Consider the following 16,295-nt stretch of genomic DNA (forward strand, 5'->3'; position numbering starts at 1 on the left):
GAACAGATTAGAAGTACATGAATATCATAAACATTATGAATAGGAGCACAATATTTTTGGTTAAGGGGCAGGTGGTTATGATGAACGGAGATAATATGTTTCGCATAACGTCCAAACCGTGGAGTAATAAGCAGAAATTCGAATATGCCCAGGGGAGTGGGTTAATGTCCAGAAGCATATGTCCTCCCCCCGGATGCGCGCTTATATTTCCTGCTCCGCCGATACCGCCAACTCCTCCGGAGACGGGCAAGGTGCTAAAGGTTGAAACATTCCAATTCATTACAAGAAGCGACGGGATGAAATCAACATATATGAACGAGGATGCGCTGCCGCAATACGGAAGTTCGAACATATTGGATCCGGCAAATGTATCCTACACCAACTTGTTCATCAACGGCATTCTTCAGCCGCTTATTGCATACAAGGTGTCGGCTGGGGCATTAACTATTGATGAAGTACCAGCAGATGGCGTTCCTATTACACTTCAGTTCATTCGAATATTTCATGCGGAAATTGGGTGACCCGGAGCTAATAGGATACATAGATTGTGCCCTTGAGTCGGAAAAGCTCCTTAACCAAAGAAGGCACCCTTTCTTCAAGATTGTTAGCAGGAGGGGGGCTTTTTGCTATTTCATTTCGCCACAGTACGTTCTCTATATGACCTGTACAAAAAAACAGGAATTTTGCGCTGATTAGATGCAGCGTGACATTTGCACAATCAGTTCTGGGGAAGGTTAGCATTAAATAAAGCATCCTAAAATTGGGAGTGACATGAATGGCCATTATTAAACCGTTTCTGGCAGGCAGGAAATTTAGTTCAACTATTGGGGCAGGCACGGGAACCGGTGCCGCGTTTACGATTGCAGTAACCTCATTTACAAATGATACTGGTGCTGCAGCTACGTCATTTCCAGCCTCATTCGCCTACTATGACCTTCATATCAATGGGGTTCTCCAAATGGGAGATACGTCTACAGTTACCACAACAGCAATAACGATTCCTGGCGGTGATGCTCTTGATCCTGCCACGCCGCTTGTGATTGAGTTTGTTGTGACTTAATTAAGACATATGCTCATAATGGACTGTTCTGGTTATATTCCAGAACAGTCTTTTTAATGGGCTTTTTAAAATGTATCTTTTCTTTATGTCAATTGTAGGGTTCATTACTTGTCCAACTTGCATCTAATAAAGTATTCCTTAAGAAAAGGAGGAGAAAAATGCCTATTTCTCAACCATTTATAGCAAGTCGGAAATTTGCAGCTACGACTGGCGCCGGGACTGGTACAGGCGCTACATTTGCGGTTGCTGCAACAGCCTTTACTAATGACGCTGGTGCTGCAGCAACAGCATTCCCAAGTTTATTCGCTTATTATGTTCTCTATATTAATGGCGTCATCCAAACGGCAGATACGTCGACAGTAACGACAACAACAATAACGATCCCTGGAGGAGATGCTCTCGATCCTGCTACTCCAATCGTTGTCGAATTTGTTGTAACGTAATGACAATATATAGATAATATATTTAAAAAGTTGATCCAAGGCGCCTTGGATCAACTTTTTTATTTTCCCGGACGTATAATGATTTTGGTTTTAAGGGGGGCAAATTAAAACGGGCGCCCTATTGCTAGGACGCCCTCATGGGAGAGGAGAAACCGGACGAAGAGCTTATGGGGAAACGTAAGTCTTCTCCGCGGTTGTCTACGACATTCGATGATGTCGATACTTTAATGATTGCCCGATTGGTCAGAAATATACATGCCATAAAAATATTTGTGGAGCTCGATAAATGATGCCGCTTTCTCACATCCTATATTAAAACAGATTTGTCCAGTTGTGTTAGCGCAACTTTGGTGAACAAGTAGGAGGAGATCTAAATGAGGCATCTGATTATATACGCGCATCCCAATCCGAACAGCTTCAATCATGCGATTATGGAAATCGTCCAAGCTGAGCTTGAAGATCAAGGGCATGCGGCATTAGTTCGCAATTTGTATGAAATGGAGTTCAATCCAGTGCTGTCTGCCAAGGATTTCGAACTGTTCGGGCAGCATAAGCTGCCTTCAGATATTGAGGAGGAGCAGGGACATGTTGCGTGGGCGGATCATATGATCATGGTTTACCCAATCTGGTGGGCAAGCATGCCTGCCATTATGAAGGGGTACATTGACCGTGTATTTTCTTATGGATTCGCTTATCGATATGGCGCAGACGGCATCGAGAAGCTGTTGAAAGGAAAGTCTGCACTGCTGCTGTCCACGCATGGAAATTCGCATGAGCAGTATGAGCAGAGCGGGATGTATGAGTCGATGCAGCAAACGACGGATAATGGAATATTTGAATTTGTGGGAATGAAGGTGCTCGCTCATCGTTTTTTTGCCTCAGTAACGACTATTGATGAAGAAGCTCGCAGGCAAATGCTAATAAGCGTGAGGGAGCTGCTGCAAAAGCTGCACAAATAAGGGAAGCTGCAAATAAGGACGGAGAGTTCTGCTCATTTGAGTGAAAGAACTTAGAAAGAAAAGAAACAGAAATACATAATTAGGAAGAAGACACTCCTTATCGGACGCGGCCCCCCTGATAAGGAGTTTTTACATTCGATGCTTTTTCTTGAAAAAGTGAGACCGGATGACTGATGTTAGGACACGTTTTCCTTTTTCAAATTATATAGAAATGTGGTACGATAAACGTCGAAATACAATAAGTTATTTGTTACATACCATCATGATCATACGTGATAAGCTGCGCTACGGCGCAAAAGAATGGGTGGAGTGCATTGAGAGTTATATCAGGAACAGCAAGAGGTCGCTCACTAAAGCCGGTTCCCGGCATGGGGACGCGACCGACCACAGATAAAGTCAAGGAAGCATTGTTCAGCATGATCGGGCCGTATTTTGACGGCGGCTATGTGCTGGATTTATTCGCTGGCACAGGCGGCCTAGGGATTGAGGCGTTAAGCCGTGGCGCGGGACAAGGAATATTCGTAGACAAGGATCCCAAGGCTGTTGAAGTCGTCAAGCATAATGTTCAAACGGCTGGGGTTGCGAATCGAAGTGAAGTATATCGCAATGATGCGAAACGGGCGTTAAAGGCGCTGGCGAAGCGTGACATTGCGTTTGAGCTTATTTTTCTTGATCCGCCATATCGGCTGAAGGATGCGGACGAACTGCTGGAAGGCATGTGGAATGATGGGTTAATCTCAGAGAGCGCAATCATTGTTGTAGAACATGATTCGAAACATGTTTACCCGAATGAGATTGGCCCCCTTTATGTGTGGAAGAAGGCGGAGTATGGAGAGATCGGTGTAACCGTATACCGAGTCTACGGACAGACAGAGAAGGAAGCGGCGCAAGAACAAGACGCATAAGCTTCAAACCATATGAGGAAATGAAACGGCAGATCTATCTGCTGCAGGGAATAAGGAGGATTTATTTCATGACGGAACATACAGAACGAGTGCATGAGCCGCGCATTGCGGTGTATCCGGGAAGCTTCGATCCGGTTACGCTTGGACATCTTGATATCATACAGCGGGCTGCCAAACAGTTCGACAAGCTTATCGTTGCAGTGCTGAACAATTTGTCCAAGCAGCCTACGTTCAGTGTAGAAGAGCGAAAGGAGCTTCTGCGGCAAATTACTAGACATATCCCGAATGTGGAAATCGACAGCTTTCGCGATTTGCTGGTCAATTATATGGAGCAGAAGCAGGGCCATGTGATCGTACGCGGCATTCGCTCTGTAACAGACTTTGAATATGAGCTGCAAATGGCGTCAACGAACCAAAAGCTCAATCCAAGGGTAGAGACCATCTTTATGATGACGAATCCGAAATATTCCTATTTAAGCTCCAGTATGGTGAAGGAAATTGCGAAATTTAATGGTGACGTTAGTGAATTAGTTGCACCAGAAGTTGAATTGGCACTGCGTGATAAATTCAAAGATACGAACTAAGCAGCAGGTCCATGTCGCCAGTAGGATGATCCGGTCGATATGGACTTTTTTGTTTAGCGATGGGTGAAAAGTCTGCCTATCGTTTGTGCCAGAACGAATAATGCGAACAGAAATAGACAGGCTACGGGAATGAGTATAGATGCTTGGGCCCAAATCGGCAGCTGACTCATATAGGTTATAAAGGGCAGTGACCCGCTGGAGTCAAGAATGGAAGATACATGTTCGACATCGGTATGGCTGGCTGCAAACGGACTTAATGTTGACATTGCCGAATTCGGAGTGGAAAGCCAAGCGTGTAATGGCGACCACAGCACATAGGTAAGCAGAAATGCACATAATGCATGAAGCAGGCGCGAAATCAGAAAATGGCTGAAACGCAGATCGGTTTCCTTAATGATGCTATGAACCTGAAGAAGGGCACTAATCCCGCTCCAGGCAATAACAGCACTGAGCAAAGCTGCCTGAAAAACGGGGGAAGAAAAAGCTGTAGAACCAAGTGTGTAGGCTGCCAGGTTTACTTCGAATAATCCGTTCAGGATATGCTTGCCGAACTCCTGTGGGATTGCGATGCGCAGAACTTGAATGATGACGGAAAAAATCATCATATATCCGCCGACCATCATTAAGGTTTGAACAGCAGAGCTGACCGACTCGCCGAGCATTCTCCCGAAGGGACGGCCATCTTGTCGATGGGCGTCCTCCATTTCGCTAATCAATCGGCGATAGAAATTGCGGTGCGCTTTAGTGATGTTATGGTTGGGACGTACAGCTTGCAGCTCAGGATGCATACGATGTAACGTTCGCCAAATCAGTGTCGTAAGGATAGCGGACAGCCAGTGGACGATCGCGATGACAAGCCCAAGATGGGGCTGCTGCATGAACCCTACTCCAACAACAGCAATCATGAATATGGGACTGTTCGCATGGGAAAGACAGAGAAGACGCTCGGCTTCCTGACGTGATAAAGTCTGCTGCTTGCGCAGTTGAGCAACAGCCTTTGCACCTGCTGGATAGCCGGCTGTCCAGCCAACTGACCATGCCCAGCCGCCAACCCCGGGAAGGCGGAACAGCAAACGCATAATTGGATCCAGCATGACGCCTAGGCCATGTACGAATCCGTAAGCATACAGCATTTCGGACAATACTAAGAACGGAAGCAACGCCGGGAATATAATGGTCCACCATATTTTCAGGCCTTGAAGCGAGGCTTGGAAAGCTTGATCGGGATAGGATACAATGCAAATAACGAAAAGAACCGCCGTGCTTCCCATTAGCAATGTCATGAACGGATGCTGGGATAGTGGCGTTCGAAAAGAAAACATAGATGTTCACCTCTTGCATTAAAATGGAAGTTCGTACTTCCACATATGTACGTCCCAAAGACAGGCTTTAGACCAGTTTGTACATGGATGCAAAGGCGAGTGAATGTAGCAGGAGGGATGCAGCAATGAAAGAAGACGAATTACTAGGCACCCAGAAGACGAAGCGTTGGCGATTAGGCAACTGGAAGTGGTTCTTTGCAGCACTTCTGTTTTTGTACATCATGGTATATATGCCAACGCCCTATGTAATATATACACCGGGAAGTGCTGAGCAGGTCAAGCCGATGGTAAGCGTGCAAGCAGGTGATGAGACGGAAGACGGAACTTTTATGCTCACCACGGTACGTCGTACTTATGCCAATCTGGCCTTACTTATATGGAAATCATTCGATCCGCATGCCGAGTTCGGGAAAAAGGCGGATTCATTGCAAGGTAGAAGCGAACAGGAGTATGTTACGGAGCAATTGTTCAATATGAGCGACTCCCAGCTTGGAGCTGTACTCGCTGCCTATAATCAATTACATATTCCATACCAATTAAAATCTGAAGGCGTGTTTGTAATTTATAATTATCCGAACCTTGCGCATAATGAATTTGAGACAAATGATCGAATTGTGGAAGTGGACGGACAGCCCGTTGTCGATTTCGATTCCTTGCAGGCTGTTATGAAGGGGCGCAAGGCAGGGGAGACGGTTCAAGTTAAAGTTGAGCGGAATAAGCAACAGAAGGTCGTTAAGGCAACGCTAGTTGAGCTTAGTGATCCGAACAAGAAAGAAGAGAAGCGCGTTGGCTTCGGCCTTCGATACGGTCAACGCAAGGAAGCGGCACCTGATGATAAAGGCAAAACTGTAACATTCAAGGACAGTGAAATTGGCGGACCATCTGCAGGTCTGATGTTCACATTGGAGCTTATTAATCGGCTGACACCAGGAGACTTGACGCAAGGGCATCGAATAGCAGGTACGGGAACAATTGATCCTGACGGTAAAGTAGGCATCATTGGCGGAGTACAGTTCAAGGTGGTTGCTGCGGATCGTGAGCAGGCAGAGCTATTCCTTGTCCCCGAAGGCAATTATGCGGAAGCGAAAGCGAAGCTTGAGTCGATGGATACCAAGATGAAGCTGGTTCCAGTTCGAACCGTAGGAGAAGCGCTTCAAGCGATCAAGCAATTCAGTAGTAAGCAGAATGCTGGGAAGTAATCGTTAGGTGCAACGTAATAAAGATCGAGCCTAGAGGGAAGACTTCTAAGCTCGATCTTTATTTTCGATCCATGACTTGCTGTATACTAGGAGTTCCGGCGGGGTGGCTCATAGTAATCCCGGAGGGCATCCCGCGCGTTCCATTGTTGAAAGGCATTCGCATATAGCGATGTTGCCCGAATATCTGCCTCCAGGCCGCAGACGCCGCCAAGGCCGATATTGTTACGGTTTGCTGTTAATACAATCGGCAGCTCTGCGCTTTTCTTCATGCGTTTGAGCAGTGCTCTCCCTTTATCTGTAAAACCAAGAACTCGTATGTACCAGGGTCCTTTTTCCAGACTGTCAGGTCCGAAATGGAACTTATCATGATGAAGTATAATATGTGTAAGCATACGCTGCAGTTTCGTTCGCGTATAGCGCTTGGTCTTAAGCTGCTCAAGCAGCGATTCTACCCGATAATCCGCCATCCTGCCAAGTGCTTGCTTGACACGATGCTCGAGGCCTTCTGTAACCTCAAGGTGTCGCGCTAGAGATTTAGCAGACAGCTGATGAAGACGGTATATCAACTCGCGAGTGTAGGAATCCCAACTGATTGGCGCCCTGCCAAGACGATGCTCTCGCTCAAGGATTTGGAGCGTACTTGTCGGCAAATATTGTGCGCATGCGCCAAGGCTCCCATTTTTATTTTCCACCCACAGCTTTCTGACGGCAGTTGCACTTGCGATTGAGCCTTCCGGAGCGTTTGTATCATGGTAACCCGCTTGCGTGCGTGCGATTGTGTAGGCCTCGATTGTGCTATTTAAGCGCCGCAGTGCCATCACATAGTGCAAGCCGAGCGAATTGTTCGGCTGAATCATCCAACCATCGGCCTGGCCCGTTGAAGGGAGAGTGGCGCTGTTTTTTATCGCATGTCCCGCCGCCGCCGCATAAGCAGCAGGGTAGGTTAAGCCAGCTTTTAAATGCTCCTGCAGTTGATCTGTGAAACCGGAAGGTTCGTTGACAAGTACATCTGCAGCTTGTATGAACGGTTCTGCATCTCCCAGCTCGCTGCCGAAGCAGAGGGCGTCAATAACTCCTGTGGCCTGTAATGTAGCGACAGCACCGTAGGCAAACCATTCGGCAGGCTGCACAGCGTAGGCGACGGGCAGTTCAAGCACTAGGTCGACACCGTTCGCCAATGCCATATCCGTCCGCGACCATTTATCAGAAAGTGCGGGCTCGCCGCGCTGTAGAAAGTGGCCGCTCATAACAGCAACAACTGCGTCGCAATTTGAAATTTTTTTCGATTGCTGGAGATGATATACATGACCGTTATGCATCGGATTGTATTCAACGACGATTCCGAGCGTTCTCATTCGCATCTCTTCCTTTCAGGCGCCGAATGCGGTAATATTGTATCTCAATGGTATCTTTTTATAGGTACATTGAATGCTTGTTAACGGATCTCTTTCCCAGACAATCCGCGGGCAATGATAATCAAATCATACCATGAAAGAGTGGTTTTCCATAGGAAGGGGAATCGTGCTCCGGCTCTGGCAAACTGTCAAACGAATTTGGTTGACAAAGCATGACGTTAATCGCTATAATTAATTTTGTTTGTTTGGAGTGATAGTATGGAATTTCGATTTCGAGACATAGTTGCTGGTAGAGGGGAAACGCAGATTGATACGGCATTTCGTGCCGATGAGGTAGCGCGTGAGCGCTCTGATGTTACCATTTCTGAACCGGTTCATGTCGAACTGTCGGTAAAGGCGGAAAGTGATGGACTCGCACGAGCACATGGCAAGCTGACCGCTAAGATGGAACTGCAATGCTCGCGTTGTTTGACATCGTTTACCGAAACGTACGTTATTCCGTTTGAAGAGCAGTTCAAGCTGAAGGACTCTACTGATCTTCCCGCAGAAGAAGAGGAGGAGGACGTCATTTTGGTGGCGGACGACCTTGTCGACTTGAAGCCTTATGTGGAAGAGACGCTCTTGATGAACTTGCCGTATGCGCCGCTTTGCGACGAGGCGTGCAAGGGGTTGTGCCCGACTTGCGGCACGAACCGCAACGAACATCCATGCGGATGCTCGAATGAGCGAATCGACCCGAGACTGGCGGGGTTACAAGATTTCTTTAAGAAATAGAAAACTGACAGTAGAAATAACACGTAACTTGGGTAAGGAGGTGTAAACATGGCAGTACCTCAAAGAAGAACGTCGAAAACACGTCGTGACAAGCGCCGTACGCACTTCAAATTGTCCGTACCCGGCATGGTAAAGTGCGCACAATGCGGTGAGTTGAAATTGGCGCACCATGTATGCAAAGTGTGCGGAACATACAAAGCTAGAGAGATTATCAAACAATAATCGTATACCAATACGAGGAAAAGTAGTACTTCGCGATCTCGCGGAGTGCTACTTTTTTTGTTTAGACTATTTGGATAAAATTAGGAAAATTAGAAAAGGTATAAAACTGGTGCTTTTCTTTGAGGAGATTTTTATATATACTACTCTTAGTACCAGGTTCTAAATGAGTTTTCCAAAACGGTTTAAAATGATCTATGATATACATAAAGGCCAGCACGATTCGCAGTTGAGCAGCGTGCCAAGCCTCTAGCATATGGGCAACGAGCAAAGGTGGTGCGGGACATCGAGCGTTTACCTAAAAGACAGCGTCAGCAGAAGCTAGCTGCAATCATTGAAGAGAATCCATTCGTGACCGATCAGGAATTGACCCGCAAGCTAAAGGTGAGCATCCAGACGATCCGGCTTGACCGGATGGAGCTTGGGATTCCTGAACTAAGGGAACGACTGAAGTTGATGGCAGAGCTCTCCTATGATCAAGTAAAATCCTTGCCACTGCATGAAGTCATTGGTGATATTGTAGATTTGCAGCTGGATCGCAGCGGGATATCGATATTTGAAATCCGTGAAGAGCATGTATTCTCCAGAACGCATATTGCACGCGGACATCATCTGTTCGCTCAGGCGAACTCGCTAGCAGTTGCGGTCATTAATGATGAGATTGCATTAACGGCATCAGCAGATATTCGATTCCTTCGTTCCGTGAAACTGGGCGAGAAGTGCATCGCGAAGGCGTATGTGCGATCCATCTCAGGCGAACGAAGCAAGGCGAAGGTAGAAGTGTTCAGTTATGTGGGAGAAGAAATGGTGTTCCAAGGGAACTTTGTCATCTATCGTTCGGCAGGAACGGTGATTAGCAGCGAAGGAGGAGAACTGCATGAGAATCGCCATTGATGCAATGGGAGGAGATAATGCGCCGCAAAGCAATGTAGAGGGTGCATTGGCCGCAGCTAAGGAATGGTCAGACGTTGAGCTGCTGCTAATAGGAGATGAAGCGAAGCTTGCTCCGTACATGACCTCTTCCACGTCTAATGTGCGCATCGTTCATGCACCAGATACGATTGAGGCTGATGATGAGCCAGTTAAAGCGGTTCGTCGTAAGAAAGAAGCCTCAATGGTTGTTGCGGGCCGCATGGTTCGTGAAGGTGATGCGGACTGTATGATATCTGCAGGCAATACAGGGGCGTTGATGACAACAGGTCTGCTGATCGTAGGACGAATGAATGGGGTTGAGCGACCTGCATTGGCCCCTATGATCCCGACGATGGACGGAAGAGGCGTGCTAGCACTGGACTTGGGCGCCAATATGGATGCGAAGCCGGAGCATCTTGCTCAATATGCTTTAATGGGCAGCATCTATCGGGAAAAGGTGCACGGCATGTCGAGACCTCGCGTCGGTCTGCTGAACGTGGGGACGGAAGCAATGAAGGGGAATGAATTGACGAAGCAGGTATATCCGCTCCTCGCGGAACTGCCGATTCAATTCGTAGGCAATGTCGAAGCCAGAGACGTATTGGAAAGCGCCTGTGACGTACTCGTGTGCGACGGATTCGCAGGCAATGTCATGCTGAAATCGTTAGAAGGAACGGCCAGCTCATTATTTGGTGTGCTGAAGCGGGAATTCACGCGTACATGGTATACGAAGCTGGCGGCGGCCATGTTGATGCCAGCACTTAAGGGTCTGCGCAAGACGATGGACTACAAGGAACATGGCGGAGCTCCGCTGCTAGGATTGAATGGACTTGTAATTAAGGCCCATGGCTCTTCGGATGCGCGGGCTGTTCATAATGCGGTTCGACAAGCACGTATAGCGCTGCAAAATGATCTGATCGAGACGATTTCTATAGGAGTCGGCGGAACTAACAGTGGGAAGTGAGTGATGCGTGATGAGTTTGCGTTCAGTAGGCATTATCGGTACAGGCAAATATGTGCCTGAACGTGTGTTGACCAATGCCGATTTGGAGAAAATGGTCGATACGAGTGATGAATGGATTGTAACACGTACTGGAATTAAGGAGCGCCGGATTGCGGCGGAGCATGAGGCTACTTCAGACTTGGCATTTCATGCGGCAGAGAAGGCGTTGCAAGCGGCGGGCATTACAGCAGAAGAACTGGATTTGATTGTCGTAACGACGGTTACACCTGACATGGCATTCCCATCCACTGCTTGTCTGGTGCAGAAGCGTCTCGGGGCAACGAAGGCGGCGGCATTTGATTTGTCGGCAGCTTGCTCAGGATTTATATATGGACTTGCCAATGCCAGAAACTTTATCGCGATGGGAACCTACAAATACGCACTTGTAATTGGTGCGGAGTGCCTGTCGCGCATTACGGACTACACGGATCGCAACACATGCATCTTGTTCGGCGACGGAGCAGGTGCAGCGGTACTTGGTCCAGTACCGGAAGGCCGAGGATTCCAATCTTTCGTGCTTGGCGCAGACGGCAACGGAGGAGAGCTGCTGAAAATCGAAGCTGGAGGCTCAAGAATGCCGGCTTCGATCGAGACGGTTGAAGGCAAGCGTCATTTTCTCTATATGAATGGCCGTGAAGTATTCAAGTTCGCTGTGCGCATTATGGGGAATGCGGCTGAGGAAGCGCTTGAGAAGGCTGGAAAGAAGAAGGAAGATATCAGCTTGATGATTCCGCATCAGGCGAATACGCGGATTATACATGCAGCTTTGGAACGGTTGAACTTGTCGGAGGACAAATGCATTATTAATTTGCCATACTATGCAAATACATCGGCAGCCTCCATTCCGCTTGCACTTGCAGAGGCAGCAGAGCAAGGGCGCATTCGAGAGGGAGACACGATTCTGCTCGTTGGATTTGGCGGCGGTTTAACATGGGGAGCTTCGGTTATCGTTTGGTAATGAATGTTCTCTTCGTGAAAATATGAGACAGTTCTGATTCGCACTCATATACGGATATGATTAAGGAGTGGACAAACTTGGGTAAAATTGCATTCGTCTTTCCTGGACAAGGTGCACAAGCGGTCGGGATGGGCAAGGATGTCTATGAAGCGGTTCCTGCTGCGCGCGAAGCGTTCGATACAGCGGAACAAGTGCTTGGATTTCCGCTGAAGGAGCTCATTTTTAATGGGCCGGATGAAGAATTGAAGCAGACAGCGAATACACAGCCTGCACTTCTAACGACAAGCTGTGCGCTGTATCGCGCATTTGAAGCGTCCGGAATTCGTCCAGATTATGTAGCAGGACACAGCTTAGGCGAATATAGCGCGCTTGTCGTTGCGGGCGTACTTTCCTTTGAGGATGCAGTCGCCATCGTTCGCCAGCGCGGGCAATTCATGGAGCAGGCTGTTCCGAATGGACAAGGCGCCATGGCTGCTGTGCTTGGAGCAGAGCGTGAACAGTTAGGCGCATTATGTGATGATATTAGCCGCACAACGGGCTCTGTTGAGATGGCTAATATCAACTGCCCTGGACAAATCGTTGTGTCAGGAACAGTGGAAGGCGTTGCAGCTGTCATTGAGCGAGGGAAGGAAGCTGGCGCGAAGCGCGTGAAGCAATTAGAGGTTAGCGGTCCATTCCATTCCTTGCTAATGAAGCCAGCCGCTGAAAGACTGGGAGAAGCGCTTCAAAAGATAGACTTCCATGATGCAGCAGTGCCCGTCGTTGCCAATGTGTCTGCCCGTCCTGAGCAAGGAGGAGAGCGCATTCGTGAACTGCTCGTTGAGCAGGTGTTCTCGCCAGTATTATGGGAGGACAGTGTACGCTACATGATCGAGCAAGGTGTGGACACTTTTATTGAGCTGGGTTCCGGATCCGTGCTTGCTGGATTGATTAAGAAGATCGACCGTTCGGTTAAAGTAGTATCGCTCAACAGCCTTGAGGCAATTAAAGCGTTCCATGCAGCTGAATAGCGGTTTTTTATAGAAAAGAGTTTTTTAATTAACTAGCACTTGTACTGATAAATCTAATGAAGCTGGGCGCAACCCGCTGCGGTATGCGCCCGGAAAATATAAGGGAGGAACATGACCATGTCGAGCTTTGAAGGCAAAGTGGCGGTTGTCACAGGCGCTTCTCGCGGCATAGGCCGAGCGATTGCGTTATGCTTGGCAGAGGCTGGTGCTGATGTAGTTGTGAACTATGCAGGCAGTGAGGCTGCTGCGAAGGACACAGCTGCAGCCATTGAGGCGCTGGGACGCAAAGCCATCACCGTTCAAGCAAATGTGGGCAAGACAGAAGAGGCTGAGCTTCTTGTGAAAGCAGCGCTGGATCAATTTGGCCGTATTGACATATTGGTGAATAATGCCGGAATTACAAGAGATAATTTAATTATGCGGATGAAAGAGGAAGAATTTGATCAAGTCATCGAAACGAATTTGAAAGGCGTATTCAACTGCGTTAAGGCAGTAACACGTCCGATGATGAAGCAGCGTTCCGGCCGCATTATTAATATCTCGTCCGTTGTCGGCGTACTCGGCAATCCAGGCCAAGCCAACTACGTCGCTGCTAAGGCAGGCGTTATTGGCCTCACGAAGGCATCTGCCCGCGAGCTTGCATCGCGCGGCATTACGGTGAACTGCGTTGCGCCAGGCTTTATTGAGACGGATATGACGGATGCGTTGTCCGATGAGATGAAGGCGCAGCTTCTCAGTCAGATTCCGCTTAACAGACTTGGTCAGCCAGAGCATATTGCGAAGGCGGTTCGCTTTCTGGCATCTGATGATGCGGAATATATGACAGGCCAAACCATTCATGTAGATGGCGGCATGTACATGTAAGAGGCTTCTTCTAGGCTTCTCCGTTCATGGCAGCATGGACGTTAAGCGATATATAGGGTGGAAGTGCAAAATTGCTGATAGATTGGCAATTAGCAACTTTGCCCTAATAATTGGAAATGGCCGTGAGAGATCAGGTCGTTTCTACCAGCAAGCCGTTTTGATATGGCAATTTACAATGTTTTTTCGTATAATACCAAAGAGGAGGTGAACCGGATGTCAGCAGAAGTGTTGGAGCGTGTAAAGCGCATCATCGTTGAACGCCTTGGCGTTGATGAAGCAGAAGTTACGCTTGAAGCATCTTTCAAAGAGGATCTTGGCGCTGATTCCCTCGATGTTGTGGAATTGGTGATGGAATTGGAAGATGAGTTTGATATGGAAATCTCTGATGAAGACGCGGAGAAAATTACTTCGGTTGGAGAAGTAGTGAATTACATACAATCTCATACCTAAGTTACCGAGTCCCGTTCTTCGTTAACGGGACTTCTCCTCATTATCGCAATATCTGAGTGCGGCGGGGCCGCATTCTCCATCATATAGAAGCTTGAACTGCAGAAGTAGAGGTGATTCTGATTGAAGCACAGGGTTGTAGTGACCGGCATGGGTGTCGTAACCGCTCTCGGCTCGGAAATTGAGACATTCTGGAACAACTTGTTGGAAGGGAAATCCGGAGTATCTCGTATTGAGGCGTTCGATGTTACAGATTATCCGACGCAAATTGCCGCTTCCGTGAAGGATTTCAATCCGGAAGATTTCATGGATAAAAAAGAAACAAGACGAATGGATCGATTCGTTCAATTCGCGGTAGCAGCGAGTAAGAATGCTTTGGAAGATGCGAAGCTGGATGTCAGAGAACAGACGAATCCAGATCGTGTCGGCGTCATTGTCGGTTCCGGTATTGGCGGTCTTGGTACTTGGGAAGATCAACATACGGTACTGATGGAAAAAGGCGTTAAGCGTGTTAGTCCATTCTTCATTCCGATGATGATTGCGAACATGGCGTCTGGACAGGTATCCATCACAGTCGGAGCCCGTGGACCGAATACAGCGGCTGTATCTGCTTGTGCAACAGGTACACATTCCATCGGTGACGCTTACAAGATTATTCAGCGCGGCGATGCGGATGTAATGATCTGCGGCGGGGCAGAGGCGACGATTCGTCCGATCGGTATGGCAGGTTTCTGTGCGATGCGTGCGATGTCAACGCGCAACGATGAGCCGGAACGCGCAAGCCGTCCGTTCGATGTAGACCGTGACGGATTCGTTATGGGCGAGGGCGCAGGCGTGCTTGTTCTGGAATCGCTGGAGCATGCGCTGGCTCGTGGTGCTCATATCTATGCAGAAGTAGCCGGTTATGGCATGAGCGGAGACGCTCATCATATGACAGAGCCAGATCCGACAGGCGCTGCATTGTGCATGACACGTGCGCTGGCTGATGGCGAATTGTCACCGGAACAAATTGATTACATCAACGCGCATGGCACCTCGACTCCTGTCGGAGACCGTTCGGAAACGAAAGCGATCAAGTCCGCGTTAGGTGACCATGCATATAAGACAGCAGTGAGTTCTACAAAATCCATGACAGGGCACTTGCTCGGTGCAGCAGGCGGCGTGGAGGCGGTTATTTGCAGCTTGGTGCTGCAGAACGGCATGATTCCGCCAACGATCAACCTGGACAATCAGGATCCGGAATGTGATCTCGATTATGTTCCGAATGTAGCTCGCAAAGCCGATGTTCAAGTAGCAATGTCCAATTCATTTGGCTTCGGCGGACATAATGCTACCATTGTCTTGAAGAAATACGAAGCATAAGGAGTCAGACAGTTGAGTGTAGAATTGAAGCAGTTACAACAGAAACTGAACATTCATTTTCGGAACAGACAGCTGTTGAAACAGGCGTTCACCCATGCTTCCTATGTGAACGAACATCGCTTCGGCCAGCACCAAGACAACGAACGCCTTGAATTTTTGGGCGATGCTGTGTTGGAGCTGACAGTGTCAGAATTTTTGTATCACCGATGTCCGACACGGCCCGAAGGGGAGTTGACCAAGATGCGTGCTTCCATCGTATGTGAGCCATCTCTCGTGAAATTTGCCAATCAGCTTAATTTTGGCAAATACGTTCTGCTAGGCAAGGGAGAAGAGCTAACGGGAGGACGCACTCGTCCCGCTTTATTGGCGGATGTTTTTGAGTCGTTCATCGGCGCGCTCTATTTGGATCAAGGCTTAGAGGTGGTGCGGGATTTTCTGCGCGAGCATATATTCCCGCAAATCTCGCTTGACGGTAAGCTGCAGACGAATGATTACAAGACACAGCTGCAGGAGTTAACGCAGCATCACAATTTGGGTTCGCTTGAATATCGAATTATCGAGGAACGCGGCCCGGCACATGAACGTGAATTCGTATCTGAAGTATGTATGGGTGACGAATGCTTAGGCCGCGGAGTTGGCCGTTCGAAAAAGGAAGCGGAGCAGCAGGCAGCGGCACAGGCACTCGAGCAATTAGTCATTCCGAAATCATAACGTACTGTAAGGCCGGCGCGCGTCGTCGGCCAGTTTCGCAGAAAGAGCAAAGAACAGCGCGCGAAGCGAGCGGAATTGGAGCTGCTTACAGGCTGGTTTTTGCTCTTTCTTTGTCCGAAGCTACGTTACCGCGCGGAAAATTGACAGGATGTCCATGCGACGATTCGGATTCGCGATATGGTACAATAATCGTTGAGGTGATCGAAGA

The 16,295-nt window shown here is 48.3% G+C and carries 19 protein-coding genes; 17 read left to right on the plus strand and 2 right to left on the minus strand.

Annotation, left to right across the window (positions count from 1 at the left end; all coding sequences use genetic code 11):
- Positions 1–164: 164 nt before the first annotated feature.
- The 6 genes from ACQ5BJ_RS09885 (at position 165) to coaD (ending at position 3,951) form a co-directional block, all read left to right on the plus strand.
- The gene (locus ACQ5BJ_RS09885; RefSeq protein ID WP_238555942.1) at positions 165–521 is read left to right on the plus strand and encodes a DUF4183 domain-containing protein; all 357 of its coding nucleotides are present in this window, start codon (positions 165–167) and stop codon (positions 519–521) included.
- A 254-nt stretch (positions 522–775) separates the two neighbouring features.
- On the plus strand, positions 776–1,060 hold the full coding sequence (locus tag ACQ5BJ_RS09890; RefSeq protein WP_005551763.1) for a DUF4183 domain-containing protein: 285 nt from the start codon (positions 776–778) through the stop codon (positions 1,058–1,060).
- A gap of 158 nt (positions 1,061–1,218) precedes the next feature.
- Positions 1,219–1,503, plus strand: coding sequence for a DUF4183 domain-containing protein (locus ACQ5BJ_RS09895; protein ID WP_005551764.1), 285 nt, complete (start codon positions 1,219–1,221; stop codon positions 1,501–1,503).
- Positions 1,504–1,877: 374 nt separating this feature from the next.
- Positions 1,878–2,462, plus strand: a complete 585-nt coding sequence (locus tag ACQ5BJ_RS09900) for an NAD(P)H-dependent oxidoreductase (protein WP_005551866.1) — start codon at positions 1,878–1,880, stop codon at positions 2,460–2,462.
- A 314-nt stretch (positions 2,463–2,776) separates the two neighbouring features.
- On the plus strand, positions 2,777–3,367 hold the full coding sequence (rsmD, locus tag ACQ5BJ_RS09905) for a 16S rRNA (guanine(966)-N(2))-methyltransferase RsmD (RefSeq protein WP_005551867.1): 591 nt from the start codon (positions 2,777–2,779) through the stop codon (positions 3,365–3,367).
- Positions 3,368–3,435: 68 nt separating this feature from the next.
- Positions 3,436–3,951 carry a pantetheine-phosphate adenylyltransferase gene (gene coaD, locus ACQ5BJ_RS09910; RefSeq protein WP_005551868.1) on the plus strand — a complete coding sequence of 172 codons (516 nt, stop codon included), beginning with the start codon at positions 3,436–3,438 and terminating at the stop codon, positions 3,949–3,951.
- Between the two features lie 53 nt (positions 3,952–4,004).
- Here coaD and ACQ5BJ_RS09915 read toward each other — a convergent pair whose 3' ends face one another.
- The gene (locus ACQ5BJ_RS09915; protein ID WP_262866913.1) at positions 4,005–5,273 is read right to left on the minus strand and encodes a nucleoside recognition domain-containing protein; all 1,269 of its coding nucleotides are present in this window, start codon (positions 5,271–5,273) and stop codon (positions 4,005–4,007) included.
- Positions 5,274–5,398: 125 nt separating this feature from the next.
- Between ACQ5BJ_RS09915 and ACQ5BJ_RS09920 the strand changes: the two genes are divergently transcribed.
- The gene (locus ACQ5BJ_RS09920) at positions 5,399–6,472 is read left to right on the plus strand and encodes a YlbL family protein (protein ID WP_005551871.1); all 1,074 of its coding nucleotides are present in this window, start codon (positions 5,399–5,401) and stop codon (positions 6,470–6,472) included.
- Positions 6,473–6,558: 86 nt separating this feature from the next.
- On the opposite strand, the gene ACQ5BJ_RS09925 is transcribed toward ACQ5BJ_RS09920, so the two are convergent.
- Positions 6,559–7,827 (minus strand): nucleotidyltransferase, encoded by a 1,269-nt coding sequence (locus ACQ5BJ_RS09925; protein ID WP_430109899.1) that lies wholly within the window; start codon positions 7,825–7,827, stop codon positions 6,559–6,561.
- Positions 7,828–8,085: 258 nt separating this feature from the next.
- On the opposite strand from ACQ5BJ_RS09925, the gene ACQ5BJ_RS09930 reads away from it, so the two are divergent.
- From ACQ5BJ_RS09930 to rnc, 10 genes are all read left to right on the plus strand, one after another.
- A complete protein-coding gene (locus ACQ5BJ_RS09930) occupies positions 8,086–8,601 on the plus strand; it encodes a YceD family protein (RefSeq protein WP_163979368.1) in 516 nt (171 codons plus the stop codon).
- Positions 8,602–8,649: 48 nt separating this feature from the next.
- A complete protein-coding gene (gene rpmF / locus ACQ5BJ_RS09935; RefSeq protein WP_005551879.1) occupies positions 8,650–8,823 on the plus strand; it encodes a 50S ribosomal protein L32 in 174 nt (57 codons plus the stop codon).
- Positions 8,824–9,093: 270 nt separating this feature from the next.
- Positions 9,094–9,714, plus strand: coding sequence for a transcription factor FapR (gene fapR / locus ACQ5BJ_RS09940; protein WP_005551881.1), 621 nt, complete (start codon positions 9,094–9,096; stop codon positions 9,712–9,714).
- Positions 9,698–10,696 (plus strand): phosphate acyltransferase PlsX, encoded by a 999-nt coding sequence (gene plsX / locus ACQ5BJ_RS09945; protein ID WP_005551882.1) that lies wholly within the window; start codon positions 9,698–9,700, stop codon positions 10,694–10,696. Before fapR ends, plsX begins: the two co-directional genes overlap by 17 nt.
- 10 nt (positions 10,697–10,706) lie before the next feature.
- Entirely contained in the window at positions 10,707–11,693 is a 987-nt protein-coding gene (locus ACQ5BJ_RS09950) for a beta-ketoacyl-ACP synthase III (protein WP_268600679.1), read from the plus strand.
- A gap of 77 nt (positions 11,694–11,770) precedes the next feature.
- A complete protein-coding gene (fabD, locus tag ACQ5BJ_RS09955; protein WP_430109895.1) occupies positions 11,771–12,703 on the plus strand; it encodes an ACP S-malonyltransferase in 933 nt (310 codons plus the stop codon).
- A 117-nt stretch (positions 12,704–12,820) separates the two neighbouring features.
- Positions 12,821–13,567: a 3-oxoacyl-[acyl-carrier-protein] reductase gene (gene fabG / locus ACQ5BJ_RS09960; RefSeq protein ID WP_005551885.1), complete on the plus strand. Its 747-nt coding sequence runs from the start codon at positions 12,821–12,823 to the stop codon at positions 13,565–13,567.
- A 213-nt stretch (positions 13,568–13,780) separates the two neighbouring features.
- Positions 13,781–14,017: an acyl carrier protein gene (gene acpP / locus ACQ5BJ_RS09965; protein WP_005551886.1), complete on the plus strand. Its 237-nt coding sequence runs from the start codon at positions 13,781–13,783 to the stop codon at positions 14,015–14,017.
- A gap of 120 nt (positions 14,018–14,137) precedes the next feature.
- On the plus strand, positions 14,138–15,376 hold the full coding sequence (fabF, locus tag ACQ5BJ_RS09970; RefSeq protein ID WP_005551887.1) for a beta-ketoacyl-ACP synthase II: 1,239 nt from the start codon (positions 14,138–14,140) through the stop codon (positions 15,374–15,376).
- A 12-nt stretch (positions 15,377–15,388) separates the two neighbouring features.
- Positions 15,389–16,087, plus strand: coding sequence for a ribonuclease III (rnc, locus tag ACQ5BJ_RS09975; RefSeq protein ID WP_005551889.1), 699 nt, complete (start codon positions 15,389–15,391; stop codon positions 16,085–16,087).
- Positions 16,088–16,295 lie beyond the last annotated feature (208 nt).

It is taken from the genome of Paenibacillus sp. B1-35 (genome assembly GCF_050474385.1).
GTDB classification, from domain to species: domain Bacteria; phylum Bacillota; class Bacilli; order Paenibacillales; family Paenibacillaceae; genus Paenibacillus_B; species Paenibacillus_B alvei.

Coding starts and splice junctions, on each gene's coding strand:
- ACQ5BJ_RS09885 (WP_238555942.1), top strand. CDS start 165: ATGTCCAGAAGCATATGTCCTCCCCCCGGATGCGCGCTTATATTTCCT.
- ACQ5BJ_RS09890 (WP_005551763.1), top strand. CDS start 776: ATGGCCATTATTAAACCGTTTCTGGCAGGCAGGAAATTTAGTTCAACT.
- ACQ5BJ_RS09895 (WP_005551764.1), top strand. CDS start 1,219: ATGCCTATTTCTCAACCATTTATAGCAAGTCGGAAATTTGCAGCTACG.
- ACQ5BJ_RS09900 (WP_005551866.1), top strand. CDS start 1,878: ATGAGGCATCTGATTATATACGCGCATCCCAATCCGAACAGCTTCAAT.
- coaD (WP_005551868.1), top strand. CDS start 3,436: ATGACGGAACATACAGAACGAGTGCATGAGCCGCGCATTGCGGTGTAT.
- ACQ5BJ_RS09915 (WP_262866913.1), bottom strand. CDS start 5,273: ATGTTTTCTTTTCGAACGCCACTATCCCAGCATCCGTTCATGACATTG.
- ACQ5BJ_RS09920 (WP_005551871.1), top strand. CDS start 5,399: ATGAAAGAAGACGAATTACTAGGCACCCAGAAGACGAAGCGTTGGCGA.
- ACQ5BJ_RS09925 (WP_430109899.1), bottom strand. CDS start 7,827: ATGAGAACGCTCGGAATCGTCGTTGAATACAATCCGATGCATAACGGT.
- ACQ5BJ_RS09930 (WP_163979368.1), top strand. CDS start 8,086: ATGGAATTTCGATTTCGAGACATAGTTGCTGGTAGAGGGGAAACGCAG.
- rpmF (WP_005551879.1), top strand. CDS start 8,650: ATGGCAGTACCTCAAAGAAGAACGTCGAAAACACGTCGTGACAAGCGC.
- plsX (WP_005551882.1), top strand. CDS start 9,698: ATGAGAATCGCCATTGATGCAATGGGAGGAGATAATGCGCCGCAAAGC.
- ACQ5BJ_RS09950 (WP_268600679.1), top strand. CDS start 10,707: ATGAGTTTGCGTTCAGTAGGCATTATCGGTACAGGCAAATATGTGCCT.
- fabG (WP_005551885.1), top strand. CDS start 12,821: ATGTCGAGCTTTGAAGGCAAAGTGGCGGTTGTCACAGGCGCTTCTCGC.
- acpP (WP_005551886.1), top strand. CDS start 13,781: ATGTCAGCAGAAGTGTTGGAGCGTGTAAAGCGCATCATCGTTGAACGC.